Origin of the sequence: Corallococcus sp. AB030 (assembly GCF_003668965.1) — a bacterium.
GTDB lineage: Bacteria > Myxococcota > Myxococcia > Myxococcales > Myxococcaceae > Corallococcus > Corallococcus exiguus.
The window spans coordinates 1-19,052 of the sequence record NZ_RAWQ01000029.1; the positions used below are offsets into that span (position 1 = coordinate 1).

The 19,052-nt window shown below is 71.0% G+C and carries 17 protein-coding genes; 14 read left to right on the forward strand and 3 right to left on the reverse strand.

Going from position 1 to position 19,052, the window contains the following annotated elements:
* Window positions 1–131 precede the first annotated feature (131 nt).
* From D7Y15_RS10075 to D7Y15_RS10095, 5 genes are all read left to right on the forward strand, one after another.
* On the forward strand, window positions 132–1,154 hold the full coding sequence (locus tag D7Y15_RS10075; protein WP_121752423.1) for a hypothetical protein: 1,023 nt from the start codon (window positions 132–134) through the stop codon (window positions 1,152–1,154).
* A 130-nt stretch (window positions 1,155–1,284) separates the two neighbouring features.
* Window positions 1,285–1,968: a DUF4142 domain-containing protein gene (locus D7Y15_RS10080; RefSeq protein ID WP_120574722.1), complete on the forward strand. Its 684-nt coding sequence runs from the start codon at window positions 1,285–1,287 to the stop codon at window positions 1,966–1,968.
* A 150-nt stretch (window positions 1,969–2,118) separates the two neighbouring features.
* The gene (locus tag D7Y15_RS10085) at window positions 2,119–3,018 is read left to right on the forward strand and encodes a hypothetical protein (RefSeq protein WP_199745910.1); all 900 of its coding nucleotides are present in this window, start codon (window positions 2,119–2,121) and stop codon (window positions 3,016–3,018) included.
* A gap of 15 nt (window positions 3,019–3,033) precedes the next feature.
* On the forward strand, window positions 3,034–3,783 hold the full coding sequence (locus tag D7Y15_RS10090) for an ATP-binding cassette domain-containing protein (protein ID WP_121752441.1): 750 nt from the start codon (window positions 3,034–3,036) through the stop codon (window positions 3,781–3,783).
* Window positions 3,783–5,270 (forward strand): glycine betaine ABC transporter substrate-binding protein, encoded by a 1,488-nt coding sequence (locus tag D7Y15_RS10095; RefSeq protein WP_121752424.1) that lies wholly within the window; start codon window positions 3,783–3,785, stop codon window positions 5,268–5,270. The genes D7Y15_RS10090 and D7Y15_RS10095 overlap by 1 nt, the downstream gene beginning before the upstream one ends.
* A 3-nt stretch (window positions 5,271–5,273) precedes the next feature.
* Here the strand turns inward: D7Y15_RS10095 and D7Y15_RS10100 are convergent, their stop codons facing one another.
* The gene (locus D7Y15_RS10100; RefSeq protein ID WP_121752442.1) at window positions 5,274–6,248 is read right to left on the reverse strand and encodes a COX15/CtaA family protein; all 975 of its coding nucleotides are present in this window, start codon (window positions 6,246–6,248) and stop codon (window positions 5,274–5,276) included.
* Between the two features lie 147 nt (window positions 6,249–6,395).
* On the opposite strand from D7Y15_RS10100, the gene D7Y15_RS10105 reads away from it, so the two are divergent.
* Window positions 6,396–7,520 carry a hypothetical protein gene (locus tag D7Y15_RS10105; protein WP_120574720.1) on the forward strand — a complete coding sequence of 375 codons (1,125 nt, stop codon included), beginning with the start codon at window positions 6,396–6,398 and terminating at the stop codon, window positions 7,518–7,520.
* 14 nt (window positions 7,521–7,534) lie between these two features.
* Here the strand turns inward: D7Y15_RS10105 and D7Y15_RS10110 are convergent, their stop codons facing one another.
* Together D7Y15_RS10110 and D7Y15_RS10115 are read right to left on the reverse strand one after the other, a co-directional pair.
* The gene (locus tag D7Y15_RS10110; protein WP_121752425.1) at window positions 7,535–8,941 is read right to left on the reverse strand and encodes an NAD-dependent succinate-semialdehyde dehydrogenase; all 1,407 of its coding nucleotides are present in this window, start codon (window positions 8,939–8,941) and stop codon (window positions 7,535–7,537) included.
* A gap of 108 nt (window positions 8,942–9,049) precedes the next feature.
* Window positions 9,050–9,514: an SMI1/KNR4 family protein gene (locus tag D7Y15_RS10115; RefSeq protein ID WP_121752426.1), complete on the reverse strand. Its 465-nt coding sequence runs from the start codon at window positions 9,512–9,514 to the stop codon at window positions 9,050–9,052.
* Between the two features lie 135 nt (window positions 9,515–9,649).
* On the opposite strand from D7Y15_RS10115, the gene D7Y15_RS10120 reads away from it, so the two are divergent.
* The 8 genes from D7Y15_RS10120 to D7Y15_RS10155 all read left to right on the forward strand — a co-directional run bounded on the left by D7Y15_RS10120 (window position 9,650) and on the right by D7Y15_RS10155 (window position 19,049).
* On the forward strand, window positions 9,650–10,084 hold the full coding sequence (locus tag D7Y15_RS10120) for a hypothetical protein (protein ID WP_233604879.1): 435 nt from the start codon (window positions 9,650–9,652) through the stop codon (window positions 10,082–10,084).
* A gap of 136 nt (window positions 10,085–10,220) precedes the next feature.
* Window positions 10,221–10,634, forward strand: coding sequence for a biopolymer transporter ExbD (locus D7Y15_RS10125; protein ID WP_121752428.1), 414 nt, complete (start codon window positions 10,221–10,223; stop codon window positions 10,632–10,634).
* Window positions 10,634–11,071, forward strand: a complete 438-nt coding sequence (locus D7Y15_RS10130; RefSeq protein ID WP_121752429.1) for a biopolymer transporter ExbD — start codon at window positions 10,634–10,636, stop codon at window positions 11,069–11,071. Before D7Y15_RS10125 ends, D7Y15_RS10130 begins: the two co-directional genes overlap by 1 nt.
* Before the next feature lie 74 nt (window positions 11,072–11,145).
* Window positions 11,146–11,874, forward strand: a complete 729-nt coding sequence (locus D7Y15_RS10135) for a phosphatase PAP2 family protein (RefSeq protein ID WP_120574714.1) — start codon at window positions 11,146–11,148, stop codon at window positions 11,872–11,874.
* 115 nt (window positions 11,875–11,989) lie between these two features.
* Window positions 11,990–13,792 (forward strand): histone deacetylase, encoded by a 1,803-nt coding sequence (locus tag D7Y15_RS10140; RefSeq protein WP_121752430.1) that lies wholly within the window; start codon window positions 11,990–11,992, stop codon window positions 13,790–13,792.
* Between the two features lie 33 nt (window positions 13,793–13,825).
* A complete protein-coding gene (locus tag D7Y15_RS10145) occupies window positions 13,826–14,494 on the forward strand; it encodes a DapH/DapD/GlmU-related protein (protein ID WP_120574712.1) in 669 nt (222 codons plus the stop codon).
* A gap of 206 nt (window positions 14,495–14,700) precedes the next feature.
* Complete coding sequence (locus tag D7Y15_RS10150; protein WP_233596637.1) at window positions 14,701–16,743, forward strand: ATP-binding protein; 2,043 nt, start codon at window positions 14,701–14,703, stop codon at window positions 16,741–16,743.
* Window positions 16,744–16,946: 203 nt separating this feature from the next.
* Window positions 16,947–19,049, forward strand: coding sequence for a neutral/alkaline ceramidase (locus D7Y15_RS10155; protein WP_120574729.1), 2,103 nt, complete (start codon window positions 16,947–16,949; stop codon window positions 19,047–19,049).
* The last annotated feature ends 3 nt before the right edge of the window (window positions 19,050–19,052 follow it).

Sequence of the window (19,052 nt, forward strand, 5' to 3'; positions counted from 1 at the left end):
GCCGTACCCCACCCAGACCTACCGGGTTTCCTGTCACCCACTCGGGAAACCACGAAAAACGTGCTGACACGGGCGGTGAATCACAGCTATTACGTAAGAATACCGTAGCGCTGTTTGGTTAGAGGGGCCCAATGGCGGAGGGAATGAGCGAGGCGGAGGCCACGCGGCGCGCGTTGGAGGCGTTGCCTGAGGGTCTTCGGGTGCGCTGGGTCCAGGAGGGCCGCGGGGCCTGGGTGCTGGGCTGTCAGGACTCGAGGCCGAACCTGCACGCGCCCCGGGGCGAGGACGTGCTCATCCAGGGCGAGCTGTGGCTGCTGGGCGCGCGCTACGTGGAGGGCGCGGTGCCGCGAGGCGCCCTGCAGGTGTGGCTGCTGGAAGGCCCCGTGCGGCACGTGCTGGCCTCTCGCGTGGCGGTGGGCGGCGAGGACCTGACGCTGGGGCTGGGGCCTCCTGGGGCGCGGGTGCCGTCGGCGCGCGTGGTGTGTCAGCGCGTGGAGTGGCGGCCGTACTCGGTCGCGAACGCGGCGCCGCTGGCGGCGGCCTTCGTGGACCTGTGGCGCGGCCTGGGCCGGGGCTCGCGGTTGGAGCGGCTGGGGCTGGATGTGGACGGCACGGTGGAGGGTTGCGCGCGCGTGTCTCCCTTCGTGGAGGTGGAGGCGGACCGAAAGGGCAGCCGCCGCTCACCGACACGCCACCCGCTGCCCTCGTTCGACGCGGCCACGGCGGACGTGCTGCGCGACTGCCGCCTGTGGCTGCGCGCGACGGCGCACGCGCTGACCCGCGAGCCGCCCTTCCTGCGCGAGGTGTACCTGCCCTCCGGCGACGGCGAGCCCCTGCCGCCGCAGGCCACGGCCGCGAGCGAATCCCTGAGCGCGCTGCTGGAGCGGCGGCTGCGCTGGGCGGAAGGGTGGCTGTCCCCGTCCTCGCTGCTGGAGCTGGAGGTGTCGCGCACAGTGCCCGAGCTCGTGGGCGCCGGGGCCTGCTGGCTCACCGCGCGCTTCGAGCAGGCCCAGACGGGCGGGATGGCCACCACCGTCACGCTGCTCGACACGCCCACCTTCTCCTCGGAGGTGCTGGCGCTCCTGCGCGGTTGGGCCCAGGCCACGGCGCTGGGGCGCGGCGCGGTGGTGCGCGGCCTGTTGCCCGTGGAGTGAGGCGGTTTCATCCCTCGGGTCTCGTACCCGGGGGGAGGGCGTTCAGCCAGGCGGCCCTGGCACCCGGCTTCCGCGTCCACACCTTGCCCCCGTCAAACGTTCATCCGCGAAGGCGGGGGAGGCAGGGCCCATGAGCAAGACGAATTGGAAGGCGCGGGCGGTGACAGCGGCGGTCGTGACGGGGCTGATGGGCTTCTCGGCCCACGCCAACGACGAGGAGACCAAGCAGCAAAAGCACGAGACGAAGCAGGGCAAGGCCGTGGGTGAGGCGGCCGCGAAGCGCGTGCAGTACGTGGGCAAGCTGGCCGTCTTCAACAACCGCCAGATCAAACTGGCGCGGCTCGCGGAGCAGCAAGCGACGGATCCGCAGGTGAAGGAGTTCGCCACCAAGCTGCGCGAGGACCACGAGAACAGCCAGAGCCAGCTGCGCACCTGGGCCGAGCAGAAGAAGATGCAGGTCAGTGCCCTCAGCGACAGCAACGTCACCTCCGAGGACCAGACGGGCACGGGCGGCTCCGGCGTCCAGCAGGGCTACCAGGAGAAGATGAAGGGCACCGGCGAGAAGCTGGGCAAGGCCATCGACGAGTCGAACGAGGAGATCACCAAGCTCCAGGCGAAGGAGGGCCCCGAGTTCGACAAGGCCTTCCTGTCGCGCATCGCGGAGGACCAGAAGAAGGGCATGGACGTCCTCAAGGAGGGCCGCAAGGAGTACAAGAACGACGCCAGCTTCCTGGCGCTCCTGAGCGACACCGAGAGCGTCGTCGCCCGCAACGAGACGAAGGCGAAGGAGCTCGAGAAGCAGATGAAGAAGTAGGGCCCGCGTGTGTAGCGCGGTGGGCGTCGGGCCGACGGGCCGGTTGACTCGGCCGGGTCCGGCGCCTATCCCCTGCGGATGCGCACGGCACTCGCGGCGATGGGAGTGACACTCGGGGGACTGCTGAGCGCGTGCCTTGCGTCCGCGCCAGTGGCCCCCGCGGTCCCCTCCGAGGGCGTGACGCCCGCGGGCCCCTTCGTCGAAGACGCGCGCGCCCTCTTCGAAGGCTGTGTCCCCATCCCGGACAGCGCCACGTCGCGCACGTACCGCTGCGGCTCGCTCTCCGTGTGGCTGCACGAACAACCCGGGCGGAGCGAGGCGCAGGCCGTGGACTCCGGCCGTGCCCGCGTCCAGGCGCGACTCGGCTCGAGCCTCACGGAAGCCCGAGGCGAGCTGCCACTGGGTGGACAGCCGCACCCGTCCCTTCGCTTTGAACGGTGCTCCGGTGAGAACGCCTGCACGGTGGGCGGCTACGTCACGGCGGTGACGCCCTCCGCGGGCCACGTGCGGCAGCTGGGCTGCGTGGCGCGCGACGACGTCCGCGCGGGGCTGGGCCGGTGTCTGGAGTTGTTCGCGTACCTGGCCACGCGGGGCAATCCGGAGGGCGACACGCTGTCGCCATCAGCGCTCGTCATGCCACCCCGGTTTCCGTGGCGGGTGCTGTTCGTACCGGAGGGCTGCGAGGTCGCGGACTCGACGACGCGCGCGGGGCGGATCCGCTGTGACGCGTCCACCTTCTCCTGGAGCATCTTCCGGCCGGTGGCGCCGGGCGCGGGCCAGGTGGAGCGCTGGCGCGACCGGAGCGCGGAGGAGCTGCGCGACGCGCTCCCGGGGGCCGGCCCGGTGGAGGTGCTCGACTGCTACGTGGAGGGCCAGGCCACGCGCTGCGTCCGCTTCACCGCGCCCGCGCAGGAGGGTGGCGGCGACGTCCAGGTCTGGACCGGCGGCGTGAACTACAAAGGCTGGGGCCTGTTCGCGGCGTGCAGCCTCCCGGCGGGTGCGCTCTTCCCCTTTCCGACCACCTGCAACGGCGTGTTCGCTCCGCGCTGAAGGGACGTGGCGTTCGTGTTCCTCCTGGAAGGAGTGTCCAAGCGCTTCGGTGCCGCGCAGGCCCTGCACCCGCTGGACTTGAGTCTGCCCAATGGCGCCACCACGGTGCTCATCGGCCCCAGCGGCTGTGGGAAATCCACGCTGCTGCGGCTGCTCAACGGCCTGCTCCGGCCCGACACCGGCCGCGTGCTCTTCGATGGACAACCCCTGCCGGAGGACGCGGACGCATTGCTCGCCGTGCGCCAACGCGTGGGCTACGCGCTCCAGGGCGGAGGCCTGTTCCCGCACCTCACCGGCGCGAGGAACGTCACGTTGATGGCGCGGCACCTGCGCTGGCCGGAGGCACGGATCCGCGAGCGACTGACGCAATTGATGGACCTGACGCGCTTCCCGGAGGATGCGCTGGAGCGCTTCCCGGGCGAGCTCTCCGGAGGCCAGCGGCAGCGCGTGGCGTTGATGCGGGCGCTGATGCTGGACCCGGACGTGCTGCTGCTGGACGAACCCCTGGGCGCGTTGGATCCGCTGGTGCGCCATGACCTCCAGACGGACCTGCGCGGCATCTTCGAGCGACTGGGCAAGACGGTGGTGCTCGTCACGCACGACCTGGCGGAAGCGGCCTTCCTGGGAGACGGCATCGTGCTGATGCGTGATGGCCAGGTGGTGCAGCAGGGCACGCTGGGCGACCTGGAGTCGCGTCCTACGGATCCGTTCGTCACGCGCTTCATCCAGGCGCAGCGCCCGCTGCCCCTGCAGAGGCCGGGATGATGCGCGCGCTGTGGCTGGCGTGGCTGCTGTTGCTCACCGTCGCGTGCACGAGCACTGAAGGTGGCGGGCCCCAGGTGCGCGTGGGGTCCAAGAAGTTCACCGAGTCCGTCATCCTCGGGGAGATGGTGACGCAGGTGGCGGAGCACGCGGGCGCGCGGGCCTCGCACCGGCGCGAGCTGGGCGGCACCACGGTGTTGTGGGAGGCGCTGCGCCGGGGCGAGCTGGACGTCTATCCCGAGTACACCGGCACGCTGAGGCAGGAGTTGCTCGTGGGGCGCGCGCTGCCGGACGACGATGCGCTGAGGAAGGCGCTCGCGGACGAAGGCCTGCGGATGAGCGCGTCGCTGGGCTTCAACAACACCTACGCGCTGGGCATGAAGGAAGCAGAGGCGGAGCGGCTGGGCATCCGACGCATCTCCGATTTGAAGGCGCACCCGGACCTACGCGTGGGCTTCAGCAACGAGTTCATGCAGCGGGGCGACGGCTGGCCCGCGCTGCGCGACGCATACGGCCTGCCCCAGCGCGACGTGCGCGGCCTGGACCACGACCTGGCGTACCGGGGCATGGAGAGCGGAGCCATCCAGCTCACGGACCTGTACTCCACGGACGCGGAGATCTCCGCCTACGGGCTGCGCGTGCTGGAGGACGACCGACACCACTTCCCCGCGTACGACGCCGTGCTCCTCTATCGCGCGGACCTGGAGACGCGAGCGCCTCGGGTGGTCCAGGCGCTGCGCCGGCTGGAGGGCTCGCTGACGGAAGCGGAGATGGTGCAGCTCAACGCCCGCGCGCGGCTGGAGCACGTGCCGGAGGCCCAGGTGGCGGCGGACTTCCTCCAGGCTTCATTGGGCCTGACGACGGAGGTGCACACGGACGGGCGGGGTGCGCGCATCTGGCAGCGCACGCGCGAGCACCTGTTCCTCGTGGGGCTGTCGCTGATGGCGGCCATCGCGCTGGCCATCCCGCTGGGCGTGGTGGCCGCGCGCCGTCCGCGCCTGGGGCAGGGCGTGCTGGGCCTGTCGAGCGTCATCCAGACGGTGCCGTCGCTGGCGCTGCTGGTGTTCATGATTCCGCTGCTGGGCATCGGCTCGAAGCCGGCCATCGCGGCGCTGTTCCTCTACAGCCTGTTGCCCATCGTGCGGAACACGGCGGCGGGGCTGCAGGGCATTCCGTGGGAGGTGCGCGAATCCGCGGAGGCGCTGGGCCTGCCCTCCGGCGCGAGGCTGTGGCGCATCGAGCTGCCCATGGCGGCGGCGTCCATCCTCGCGGGCATCCAGACGGCGGCGGTCATCAACGTGGGCACCGCCACGCTGGGCGCGCTGGTGGGCGCGGGCGGCTACGGCCAGCCCATCCTCACCGGCATCCGCCTGGACGACGTGGGGCTCATCCTGGAGGGCGCGGTGCCCGCGGCGGTGCTCGCGCTCGCGGTCAGCGGCCTCTTCGAAGCGGTGGCCCGGGTGCTGGTGCCCCGAGGGCTGCGCGGCTGAGCGCTACACCGGCTCCACGCGGGAGGCGGGCTCGGCGGCGGGCTCCAGGCGCGGCGCGTCCTCCGCGAGCCCCGCCGCGCACAGCCGCACCACGCACATCCACACGCAGTCCGCGAGCAGCAGGTGCACCAGCTGCATCGTCACCGGCGCCAGCAGCACCAGGTTGATGATGCCCGCGCACAGCTGCGCCACGTACATGGCGGTGAGCCACGTGGACGCGCGCCGCACGTCCGGCGAGGGCCGAAGCCGCGCCACCTGACGGCCGCCGAACACCAGCAGCGCGCCCATGGCCACCGCGATGGCCGGGTGGAACATGCGCAGGCGCAAGAGCACGTGCGCCGTCTCCGACAGGTCCTGCTCGAAGCCGTGCGTGAGGCTGGTGGCGGGGAAGAGCGTGTCGCCCAGCGCGGCCACCGCGCCGCTGACGCCCAGCACCAGCATGCCGACGATGCTCCCGCCCAGCAGCGCGCCCACGACGCCCTGGCCCTGGAGCACCATGCGCGCGCGGCCCTTGGAGGCCCACACCACCATCGTCTGCGCGCCCACCAGGAGGAAGGTGTTGGTCAGGTGCACGCCCATCCACACCGCGCGGCCCAGGCGCGCGTCCTGCGCCACGTACTTGAGCAACACGATGCCCGCGCCCACCAGGCCTTCGGTGAGCATGAACACCAGCGCCCAGAACGCCGCGCGGCGGCCCGGGTGGCCCTTGGGGAACTCGCGGCGGCCCCAGACGTAGAGGACGACGGCGAGCACCGTGGCCAGGCCGCTGGTGACACGGTGGGTGTACTCGATGAGGGTCTGGAGGGTGGGGGCGCGCGGCAGCACCTCGCCGTTGCAGACGGGCCAGTGGTCGCCGCAGCCCGCGCCGGAACCGGTGGCGCGCACGAACGCGCCCCAGAGGATGACGCCCAGGGTGTAGAGGAGCACGCCCATGCTGAACCACTGGAAGCGGCGGGTCGCGGCGGTGGGAAGGGTCATCGTGTCCTCCCAGTACCGCATCCGTTTACAGGGGACCACCGCGTGGCCGTGTCCGCCTGCCCGCCGCGCGCCAATGGCTCAACACCTGCGCTTATGGGGCTACCCACGACAGTCCCCAACCCCGGGGGAAGTTGTTAGCGTCACCTCGTGCCCCGAGACCGCGAAGCGCCCCCTGCCTCCTCGCCCCCCCACGACGCGGCCGAGCGCCTGCGCCGGCTGGAAGCGGCCATCGAGGAGGGGCGCGCGCGCAAGGATGCGGCCCTGGAAGCGTGGGTGCGCCGGATGGGCCGCCTGCCCACCGAGAAGGAGCGCGACCGCTGGGAACGGGAGTGGGAGCGCGGCGCGGAGCGGGAGCGCCAGCGGTGGGAGAAGCAGTGGGAGCGCGAGTCGAAGGACGCCCTGCGCCGCGCGGAGCGGCATGCCAAACGCGACGCGTACATCGCTCAGCAGCAGGCGCACCGCGATGCGAAGCGTGCGGAAAAGGCGGCTCGGGAGGAGGCCTCGCGCAACCCCGTGGTGGGCGTGGGGCAGCTCGTCGTCGCGCTGGCGTGCGTGGCCACGGTGGTGCGTTTTCCGCATCAGTACTGGTGGCTGCTGTTCGTGGCGCTCGGCTTCTTCAAGGGGGCCGCGAAGCACCTGCGCGCGCGCAACAACCCCCTGCTGACGCGCGTGGAGGAACCGCCCGCGCCGGTGCTGCCCCAGGCGAAGGTGCCGGAGGCGCCGGTGGATCCGCGCCTGACGCGCGTGGACGCCGTCTGCGAGAAGCTGCTCGCGGAGCTGCGTGCGGGGAAGGGCGTGTTGCAGGAGATGGTGCGCTCGCCGGAGCGCACCGTGCAGGACCTGCGCAAGAGCTGCCACGAGCTCGTCCGCCGCGAACGAGAGCTGCGCACGGTGGCGCCGCCGGAGGACGTGCAGCGGCTGGCGGACGAGCGCAAGAAGTTGGAGACGCGCTGGGCCGCGGAGGAGGACGTGGTGGTGCGCGACCGGCTGCGCGCGGCGTTGCAGGTGCTGGATGAACAGGTGCGCCAGCGCGCGGAGCTGACGAAGGCGGCGGACCGGCTGGAGGCCGAGTTCACGCGGCTCGCCTACACCCTGGAGAACCTCTACGCCCAGGTGCTGCGGGTGCGCTCGGCGGACGCGGCGGACGCGGACGTGGCCGGCGCGGGCCTGCGCCACAGCGTGGAGCAGCTGGGCGCGGAGGTGGACGCCGTGACGTCCGCGCTGGAAGAGGTGCACGGCGCGCCCGTGGATGGCCGGGTGCGCACGCGCTGACGGACGGGGCGGGGTTATTCGCCCGCGTGCTTTGACGGTGGCGGGGTGCCGGACGCGCCGGTGATGCGGACGGTCTTGGCGTTGACGAACTCGCGGATGCCCAGGTCGGCCAGCTCGCGGCCGTGGCCGGAGTGCTTCACGCCGCCGAAGGGCAGGCGCGCATCGGACGCGACGAGCGCGTTGACGAACACCATGCCGGCCTCGACGCCGTCGATGAGCCGGCGCTGTTCGTTCGCGTCCTGGGTCCACACGCTGGCGCCCAGGCCGAAGGGTGTCGCGTTGGCCAGCTCGATGGCGTGCTCCAGGTCGCGGGCGCGCAGCAGCGTGGCCACGGGGCCGAAGAGCTCGTCATGGAAGGCGGGGGCCTTCGGCGGCGGATCCGCCAGGACGGTGGGCGGGTAGAAGTTGCCGGGACCGCCCTGGGGTTTGCCGCCGAGCAGCAGCCGGGTGCCGGCCTTCACGCTCTCCTGCACCTGGGCGTGCAGCCCTTCGAGGATGCCGGGCGTGGCGAGCGGACCGACATCGGTCTTCGGATCCATGGGGTCACCGACCACCATGCTCTTCATGCGTTCGACGAAGCGGCGTTCGAACTCCTGGGCGATGGGTTCGGCGACGATGAAGCGCTTGGCGGCGATGCAGGACTGGCCGTTGTTGATGAGGCGCGCGGACACGGCGGTGTGCACGGCCTTGTCCAGGTCCGCGCTGGGCATGACGATGAACGGGTCGCTGCCGCCCAGCTCCAGGACGACCTTCTTGATGGCACGGCCCGCGGCGGCGCCGACAGCGCGTCCAGCGCCCTCGCTGCCGGTGAGGGTGACGGCCTTCACGCGAGGGTCTTCGATGACGCGGTTCACCTCCGACGTCTCGATGAACAGCGATTGGAAGGCGCCTTCAGGGAAGCCAGCGGTGCGGAAGATCTCCTCGAGTGCGATGGCGCACTGGGGCACGTTGCTGGCGTGTTTGAGGAGGCCCACGTTGCCGGCCATGAGGGCGGGGGCGGCGAAGCGCACGACCTGCCAGAAGGGGAAGTTCCACGGCATGATGGCGAGAACGGGGCCCAGGGGCTGATAGCGCACGAAGGCGGTGTCGCCATCCACGTCGATGGGCGTGTCGCGAAGGAGCTTCTCCGCGCGGGTGACGTAGTAGCGGCACGCGGTGGCGCTCTTGATGGACTCCGCCTTGGCGGCCTCCAGGGGCTTGCCCATCTCCTCCGTCATCATGCGGCCGAAGCGGCCGGCTTCGACTTCGAGGATTTCAGCGGCGCGGCGCATCCAGCGGGCACGGTCGGCGAAGGACGTCTCGCGGTAGGAGCGGAACGTATCCGCGGCCCGTTGCAGCTTGCGCTCCAGTTCCTCGGACGAGAGCACGTCGAACGTGCGCAGCGTCTTGCCGGTGGTGGGGCTGATGGTGGCGATGGCCATGTGCGGGTGCCTCCCGGTGAGAACGTCACCGGGTGATAACAGGCCACGCTCCCGTGACAATGCCTCCGGAGTCCGAGCGTCCAGGGGCGTACGCCGCGAGACCGTGACTCAGGACTCCAGGACGGTGGGTGACAGCGCGTCCGACTGGAGCGCCGAGATGAAGGTGTCGAGGTCCTCCGCCAGGAAGTGGACGCTGTTCGTGCCCGGCCGGGCATGCGCGTCCCAGTAGAACACCTGGCCCGCAGTGGGGCCGGTCACGGACAGGCAGACCTTGTCCGCGCCTTCTGTCGTCGCGATGGGGAGCAGACTTGGTGGAAGGCGATCCCGGAAGACCACCAGGTTCCAGTCGAGGTTGCATGACTCGACGGGGTCGTTGAGCCCGAAGAAGAAGTGGAGCCGGCCGATGGGATTCCCCGGCAGGCCCTGGAGCTTGAAGAGGTCGCGCTCCGGCCGGCCTCCGTTGGTGGCCAGCAGGAACTCACGAAGCGGCAGTGGAAGCTTGAGCCTGAACCGCTGCTCGAACGCATCCAGGTCCGCGCTGCTCAGCAATGATCCACTTTGGGTCGTCCGCATGACCTCGGCCCCGCTTCAGCGTTCTCTCTTCTGCTCCAGTATCCTGCCGAAGGAACCATGACCTATCAGAACGAGTGGCGGCCCCGATTCCCCGTTCCGCCCCATACGGCCAGATACCTCGTGGAGGGCCGCCCGGTGTTGGTGGACGCCTTGAGCGTGCGCACCATGAACTTCAGCCAGCACTGGCGGACACCGGGCATCGTTGAGGTCCGTTACGAAGTCACCTTGCCTGGTGCCTACGCCGTGGCGCTGCTCGAACAGGACTGGGCCGATCTGGTGGAGGACTACCAGCGCTTCCCCGCGCCGGATGATCCATTGGATCAAGCGCTGCGTGCTCTCGACTGGCCGGAGCCGTCACGAGCGCTCGCGGACCCGATGGCGGCCCTTCTGGTGCTCGACTCCTTCGCTCATGAGTTGTTGCTGCGCTGGTTCGACGACGGCGTCCCTTCAGGTCCCGGCTTCGTGCTCAACACCGTCGATGCGTGCCGCATGGCCGGTGCCGACGTGTACCTCTCAGGCCTGGCAAGGCCCCATGTTCCCGACATGCCCTACGCCTATCAGGACGTCTGAGGAACGACCCATCGTCGTCTCTGCCCCGCACCCGTGACTGAATCATGACCGAACCACCGGGTGCCCACGGCCAACGGCATCCTGGCCCCGTGGTCCCATGGCTTCCGACTCGCAGTAGCTCGCGCGGAGGTTGTGCATGGGAATGGCCGTGGGAGGCAGGGGCGGAGTGAAGGCCGACATCAACGTCACCCCTTTGGTCGACGTGGTGCTGGTGCTGCTGATCATCTTCATGGTCGTGACCCCGCTGGCCCAGCAGGACAAGGACGTCACCCTGCCCACCGCCGCCCAGGGCGAGCCGCGCGAGAAGCCCGAGCCCCTGGTCTTCTCCCTCACCGCCGACAAGGCGCTGTACGTCGGCAACGAGTCCTTCCCGGATGCCGCGCGCTTCCAGGAACGCGTCCAGGAGGAACTGCGCACCCGGCCCGACCGCAAGCTGCTCCTCAAGGCCGATGCGACGCTCACCTGCGGCGACGTGCTCGGTGTGCTGCAACAGTCGCGGGACGCGGGTGCGCTGAAGGTGTCCCTGGGTGTCTCCATGAGGAAGAACTGATGCACGCAAGACGCCCTGTCGTGGTGAAGCCCCAGTCCGGTATCCAGTCGGACATCAACGTCACGCCGCTCGTGGACGTGGTCCTCGTGCTGTTGATCATCTTCATGGTCGTGACCCCGCTCATGCGCGGCGAGTTCCAACTCCAGCTCCCGTCCGCGCAGGCCACCCCGACCGAGGAGCCCCCGACGTCGAAGGAGCTGGCCCCCGGCCTTGTGCGCCTCACCGCGGACGGCTCGCTGCTCCTGGAAGGCGAGCCCGTGAGCGAAGCCGAATTCGTGCCACGCCTGCGCGCCTTCCTGGAGGCCCGTCCCAAGGGCCAGCGCGGCCTGTTCTTCCAGCCGGACGCGCAGGCCCCCTACACACGGCTCATCAGCGCCCTCGACGGCGCGAAGGCCGCCGGTGCCGAAGCGCTGGGCCTGTCCGTCCAGAACCCCTGAGCACCTGGAGCCTGCCCGACACTCGCCGCGAAAAGCCCGTGGCCAGCCCGCACCCGCTGTCCTAAGTCACGGTCATGTCACGAGGGCCATGGCGGTGGGTGTCGGGTTGGGACGTGATGGTGACGCGGCCCCTGGGGCTGCTGCTGCTCGTGGTCGCGTGCGTCCTGGGCTTCGTCGTCCTGTCGGATGAAGTGCATGAAGGCGACACGCAGGACATCGACGAGCGCATCGTGCGCTCCCTGCGTCGTCCCGAAGACCCAGGGCTCCCCCGAGGCCCGTGGTGGCTCGCGGAGACCGCGCGCGACGTGACGTCCCTGGGCGGCTTCCCCGTCCTGGCGCTCCTCACCGCGGCCGTGTGCGGCTTCCTCGTGGTGGCCCGCCGCTACCGCACCAGCCTCTTCGTGCTGTCCGCCATCGTCGGCGGGTGGATCCTCAACGCGCTGCTCAAGAACCTGTTCCACCGCCCGCGCCCCTCGGTGGTGCCCCACCTCACCGAGACGATGTCCACCAGCTTCCCCAGCGGCCACGCCATGCTGTCCGCCATCACCTACCTCACCCTGGGCGCGCTGCTGGCCCAGTTCGCCGAGCACCGCCGCGTGAAGGTCTACCTCCTCTCCGTGGCCCTGGTGCTCTCCGTCCTGGTGGGCTGCACCCGCGTGTACCTGGGCGTGCACTACCCCACGGACGTGCTCGGTGGCTGGGTGGCCGGGCTCGCGTGGGCCCTGTTCGTCACCGTCGCCGCCCGCACCGTGCGCCGCCGCAGCCCCGCCCTGCGGGAAGAGGCCCAGCGTCCCGTGGAATGAGCCTTGCGCCCACGGCCCCCAAGCGTGATGAAGGGGCCATCACTCTTTTCGAACCTCTCCCTGTGTCCCTCGTCCCCGTGAACGCCCGCCATCTCCTGCCACCCGCGAGGCGCGGATGATTCAAGCGTGGCTCTGGAAGCTGGGCCTGGGACGCGGCCGGGTGCACGTCTTCTACGACGAGGCCTACCGCCTTCCCCTCACCGGCATCGAGTCCTCCGTGGGCATCGAGCCGCGCGGCACCGACTTCACCACCTGGTACCTGCTGGAGGCCGGCGTGGTGCGCGCCGCGGACGTGCGCCACCCCGTGCCCGTGTCCTACGCGCAGCTCGCGCGCGTGCACGACGCCCGCTACCTGGAGTCCCTCTCCGACCCCGCGACGCTCGCGCGCATCTACGCCACCGACCCGTCGGAAGTGCCCGTGGACGCGCTCCTGGACAGCGTGCGGCTCGTGTGCGGCGGGACGTTGGGCGCGGCCCGGCTGGCGCTCGCGCGACAGGGGCCCGTGGTCAACATGGCCGGTGGCTTCCACCACGCGCGCCCGGACAAGGGCGGCGGCTTCTGCACCGTCAACGACATCGCGGTGTCCGTGGCGGACCTGCGCGCCTCCGGCTTCGACGGCTCCGTGGCCGTGCTGGACCTGGACGCGCACCCGCCGGACGGCACCGCCGCGTGCCTCGCCGGACAACCCAAGGCGTGGATCGGCTCCGTGTCCGGCAGCGACTGGGGCGTGCTGCCCCCCGGCGTGGATGAAACACGCGTGCCGGATGGCTGCGACGACGTCACCTACGTGCAGAAGGTGAAGGACCTGCTCGCGCGCATGCCCCGCTCGGACATCACCTTCGTCATCGCCGGCGGGGACGTGCTGTCCGGGGACCGCTTCGGGCGCGTGGGCATCACGCTCCAGGGGGCGCGCAAACGCGACGTGGCCATCGCCGCCGCGCTGCGAGGACAGGCCAGCGTGTGGCTGCCCGGGGGCGGCTACCACGCGGAGTCCTGGAAGCTGTTCGCGGGCACGGTGCTGGTGCTCGCGGGCCTGGGCCACCAGCGCATCACCGCGCGCTATGACCCGTTGAGCGCGCGCTTCCAGCGCATCGCGCACATGTTGGATCCGGAGAAGGCCAACACCGCCGGGAAGGCACCGCACTGGGAGCCCTTCTCACTGGAGGACCTGGAGGGCCCGCTGCGGCTGGGGCCAGAGGTGCAGCCGCGCGTCCTGGGCCACTACACCGCGCAGGGCATCGAGTACGCGCTCTTCCGCTACGGCCTGCTGTCGTACGTGGAGCGCCTGGGCTACAGCCGCCTGCGCGTGCAGGTGGCCTCCACCGGCGGCACCGGCGACCGCATCATGGTGCTGGGCCACGCGGGCGGCCGCGAGCACCTGCTGTCGGACTCGGTGGTGGAGAAGAAGGAAATCCAGGGCGAGACCTTCCTCTTCGCCAACTGGCTGTCCCTGCGCCATCCCCGCGCGCGCTTCAGCGACAAGCGTCCGCAGCTGCCCGGCCAGGAGGTGCCCGGCCTGGGCCTGTCTCGCGAGACGACCGAGGTGCTGCTCGCCATGGCCCAGCGCCTGGGCCTGGCCGGCGTGGCCTTCCGGCCCATGTGGTACCACCTGGCCGTCGTCGCGCGCGGCCGCTTCCACTTCTCCACCCCGGAGCGCCAGGGCCGCTTCGAAGCGCTGATGCGCGACCTGTCCTCGCTGTCGCTCGTGGAGGCCACGCGCGCCGTGGCCGAAGGGCGCGTGCGCCTGGACGGCCAGCCGTACCCGTGGGAGCCGGACGACATGCTCTGCCACCTGACCCCCGTGTCCTTGGACGCGGAGGCCGTGGCGAAGGAGCGCGAGCGCTGCCACTTCACCGTGGTACCCGCGGCAGCACCGGAGCCCGTCACCGCTCCGCCCGTGAAGCCCGAGCCCCTGTGAAGCCGATGCGGGGCCCGTGGTAGGTCAGGACACGTGGACCTGAACGCGCAACGCCGTGAACAACACAAGCTGCGGCTGTCGTGGATGCCGTGGCTCTACTTCAGTCTCAAGCCGCGCCACCGCGAGTGGGCGGAGGCCTGGCAGCGCGAGGTGCAGGACCGCCTGCGCGAGCTGGAGACAGTTGATATCGCCGAAGGATGTTTCATTGCCCCGGAGGCGCGCATCTTCGCGGAGCCCGGCCGCACCGTGCGCATCGGGCCGGGGTGCAGCATTGGCGCGGACGTCTTCGTGCACGGGCCCGTGGTGCTGGAGTCGCGCGTCAGCCTCAACGCGCGCGTCAGCCTGGACGGCGGCACTTGCGGCGTCCGCATCGGCGAAGGCAGTCGCATCGCCACCGGCGCCACGCTCTATGCCTTCGACCATGGCCTCGCGCCGGATCGCCCCGTGCGCGAGCAGCCCGTCACCTCGAAGGGCATCGTGATTGGCCAGGACGTCTGGGTGGGCGCCAACGCGGGTATCACCGACGGTGTCACCGTGGGCGACCACGCGGTGATTGGAATGGGCGCCGTCGTCACCCGCGACGTGCCCCCGTGGGCCATCGTTGGTGGCGTGCCTGCACGCCTGCTTGGGGATCGCCGTCAACGCCCCCGTTCCGGAATTCCAGGGGGCTGGGAGCCTCCCGACTCCGAGGGAAACCCCTGAGTCCAGGGTGGGTCCATTGACTTTGAAACATTCGAGCGCCCTATGCTTCGGGCCGCGGTGAGACGGAGAGAGGGGTCGGGCCCGGACGCACCGGGTGGGTTTCCCTCCAATCCAGGTTTCATTTCGTTTCATCCGTGCTGAAGGAGGCCGCGGTGGGGCAGGAGCAACGCGAAACGGGGAGCGCCGCTGCTCTGGGGCAGTCATCCGTGGCGGGCGACCTCGTGGACACGCGTCGCTTCCAGCGCGCCGGGTCGCTCCTGCGAGAGGCGCTCTTCGAATTGGACGCGGCGGGCCGCCTCGTCCTGGCGACCCCCGCCTGGGAGCGCCTGGTCGGAGCTCCCGTGCACGCGTGGCTGGGCCGCGTACTCGTGGAGCTGTTCCACCCGGAGGACCGGGACCAGGCGCGGGTGCTGCTGCGCACGGCGCTGTCGCGCACGGACGTGCCCTCGCGGCTGGAGCTGCGGCTGTCTGGCGGCACGCAGCCGCGCTGGGTGGAGTTGTCCGTGACGGGCGACCCGGAGCACCTGGGCGGTGTGCTGGGCACGCTGGTGGACGTCACCCCGCGCCGTCTGGCGGAGGAGGCCGCCGCCACGCGCGAGCGCTACCTGGGCGCGATGGTGGAGGTGCAGCGGCAGCTGCTCGCGCCAGAGGGCTCCGGGGATTTCTACAACGCCGTCCTGGAGCCGCTGGGCCGCGTCGCGGGCGCCAGCCGCGCCTACGTCTTCGAGTTCCACCGCGACGCCTCCGGACGGATGCTCCAGTCCCAGCGCGCGGAGTGGTGCGCGCCCGGCATCTCGCGCGAACTGGACAACCCGGACACGCAAGCGTGGCCCATCGACCAGGCCTTCACGCTGCACCAGCTTGAGCAGCTCCACCGGGGCGAGGCCGTGCAGGGCTCGCCGGAGGACTTCGGCGCGGACAACGCGCCGGTGCTCCTGGCGCAGGGCATCCGTTCGCTGTTGGTGCTGCCCCTGGTGGTGCACGGCGAATCGTTCGGCTTCATCGGCTTCGACAACTGCGACGACGCGCGGCCCTGGTCGCACGTGGAGGTGAAGCTGTTGTCCGGCGCGGCCGGCGCGCTGTCGCTGGCGCTGGAGCAGCACACCACGGACGCGCTGCGCGTGCGCACGGAGACGGCGCTGCGCCGCACGGAGGCCGGCTTCCACCTGCTCATCGAAGGGTTCCCGGACCCCGTGGTGGTGCACACCACGGACGGCATGCTCCTGTCGGTGAACCCGGCCATGGCCAACTACCTGGGCTACCAGGACCCCGCGCAGCTGTTGGGCCGGCACCTGCTGGGTCTGGTGCGGCGCGAGGACCAGGAGGTCGCGCGCCGCCACCTGGAGGAGGCACAGGACGGGGCGCTGGCGGCCCGCTCGCATGAAGTGCCGCTGGTGCGCCGCGACGGGCAGGTGGTGAGCGCGGACCTGGTGACGCTGGGCGTGCTCTTTGACGGCGTGCCCGCGCGCGTGACGGTGGCGCGCGACTTCACCGAGCGCAAGCACATGCAGGCGCAGCTCATGCTGGGGGACCGGCTGGCCTCCATGGGCATGCTGGCCGCGGGCATCGCGCACGAGTTGAACAACCCGCTGTCCTACGTGCTCTCCAACCTGGAGTTCCTGCACCGCGCGCTGGGCCCCATGCCCCGGCCCCTGGGCGCCGAGGAGCTGCTGGAGTACCAGCAGGTGCTGGACGACGCGCGCGAGGGCTCCGAGCGGATGCGGCAAATCGTCCGCCAGCTCAAGGTCTTCTCCCGCGTGGACGACGCGCACGAGGAGTCGGTGGACCTGCACCGCGTGCTGGACTCCGTCGCGCAGATGGCGGCCAGTGAAATCCGGCCGCGCGCCCGCCTGGTGAAGCAGTACGGCGTCGTGCCGACGGTGCGCGCCAACGAGGGCAAGCTGTTCCAGGTGTTCCTCAACCTGGTCATCAACGCCGCGCACGCGATCCCGGAAGGCTTCACGGACGAGCACGAGATCCGGCTCATCAGCCGCGTGGACGACGACGGCCGGGTGGTGGTGGAGGTGCGCGACACGGGCCGGGGCATCGCGCCGGAGCTGCTGCGCCGCATCTTCGACCCCTTCTTCACCACCAAGGCGCCGGGCCAGGGCACCGGCCTGGGCCTGTCCATCTGCGACACCATCGTGCGCGCGCTGGGCGGCACCATCGCCGCGGAGTCCACGCAGGGCCACGGCGCCACCTTCCGCGTCACCCTGCACGTCGCCGCGCGGCCCACACTCGGGGCCTGACCAGCCCGCATTCCGCGTCCATGCGGCGGAGCGGGCCGCCCGTCCGCTGCCGCGAAATGGACTGAATCCGCCGCGCTCCCGTGTTCGAGTGTGGAGCGTCGGACGGCCTGCCCTCGCGTGCGCTCCCCTCCAGGGGACGACAGCGACACGCTGGGACCCGCCGCCGCCGGGGGCCTTCCCTTCCGGAGGCCGTGGAGGATGTCATGCGCACGCTGAACGCCCGCCTCGCTCCCGTGCTCGGGTTGCTGCTGGGCTGCGTGCTGTCGCTGGGGCCGGGCGCTACCCCCCGGCTGTCCACGGCGAGCGCGCAGGAGGGAACGCCGCGGGCTCCGGCTCCGGCGCAAGCTCCGGCGGACGCGTGCGCGGGCTCGGCGAACTTCCTCATTGGCGCGGCGCGCTCGGACATCACCGGCCCCGCGGCGGAGGTGGGGATGATGGGCTACGGGCAGGTGTCCCAGAAGACGGAGGGCATCCACCTGCGACTGTACTCGCGGGCGTTCGTCATCGCCTCGCCATGCAACGGCCGCCGCGTGGCCTTCGTCAGCGCGGACCTGGGCATGGTGTTCCAGGCGGTGAAGCAGCAGGTGGTGGAGCGGCTGCGCTCGAAGCTGGGCGACACGTTCTCCGACGACAACGTGCTGCTCAGCGCCACGCACACGCACTCCGGGCCGGGCGGCTTCAGCCACTACACGTTCTACAACCTGACCACCTTCGGCTTCGTGCCCCAGAACTTCGAGGCCATCGTCTCCGGCATCACGGACTCCATCCTCCGCGCCAACGCACGCCTGGCCGAGGGCTCGCTGCGGCTGTCCTCGGGCGACCTGCACGGCGCCAGCATCAACCGCTCACCGGAGGCCTACCTGCGCAACCCGGAGTCCGAGCGCGCCCGCTATCCCGACAACGTGGACAACCGCATGACGCTGCTCCGGATGACGGCAGCGGATGGGCGCGAGCTGGGGCTCGTCAACTGGTTCGCCGTGCACGCAACGTCCTTCGGCAACACGAACACGTACATCACTGGCGACAACAAGGGGCTCGCGGCGCACACGTTCGAGGTGGAGAAGGGAGGACGGACGCCCGGAGGCCCGGACACCTTCGTCGCGGCGTTCGCGAACTCGAATGAAGGCGACGTCACGCCCAACATCCTGGGCGGCACGAACGGCGGCGGCGCGAACGACTTCGAGGACGCGGCCCTGTCCGCGAAGAAGCAATACGACTTCGCCGAGCACCTGTGGTCCACCGCCGGGATGCCGGTGATGGGCGGCGTGGACTACCGGCACGCCTACGTGAAGATGGACGCGGTGGACGTCGCGCCCGCGTTCACGGACGGCAGAACGCACCGCACCTGTCCCGCGGCCATCGGCCTGTCCATGCTGGCGGGCGCGGAGGACGGGCCCGGCTTCGGTTCGGAAGGGGCCACGTGCGAGAACGTGCATGACGTGTGGAGCCAGTTCACCTGCGCCGCCGTCACCACGCCCTGCCAGGGAGAGAAGCCCATCGTCCTGGAGATGGGCACCATGAAGCCCTACCCGTGGACCCCGGAGGTGCTGCCCCTGCAGGTGGTGACGGTAGGCCCTCTGGCGCTGGTGGCCGTGCCCTTCGAGGTGACCACCATGGCGGGCCGCCGGCTGCGCGACACGGTGCGCGCGCAGCTCCAGGGTACGGGCGTGACGGACGTGGTCATCGCGGGACCGGCCAACGACTATTCGGGCTACGTGGCCACGCGCGAGGAGTACGCGCGCCAGGACTACGAGGGCGCGTCCACGCACTTCGGCCCGTGGACGCTGGGGGCGCTGCAACAGTCCTTCACGGGGCTCGCGAGCGCGTTGCGCGAAGGGGCGTCCGTGCCGCCCGGTCCCACGCCGCGCGACCTGCGCAAGGTGGTGGTGGGGCTGCAGCCCGGCGTGGTGTTCGACGACAAGCTGCTCTGGGTGGACTTCGGCGCCGTCTCGGAGGAGGCGAAGGCTTCCTACGCGCGTGGCGACACGGCGAGCGTCACCTTCTGGGGCGGCCATCCGCGCAATGACCTGAAGACAGGCGGCACCTTCCTGCGCGTGCAGCGGCGGGAGCCGGACGGCACGTGGCGGGACGTGGCGAACGACGGGGACGGCGTCGCGCTGTACCATTGGCAGCGCGAGTTCTGCGTGCCCACGCTCGCGTGCTCGAAGGTGCGAATCACGTGGCCCATTCCCCGGGACACGCAGCCGGGCACGTACCGGCTGGTGCACGAGGGGAACTGGAAGTCCGGCTGGGACGGGCGCATCCACCCGTACGCGGGAAGCTCGCGCCCGTTCACCGTGCGCTAGCGC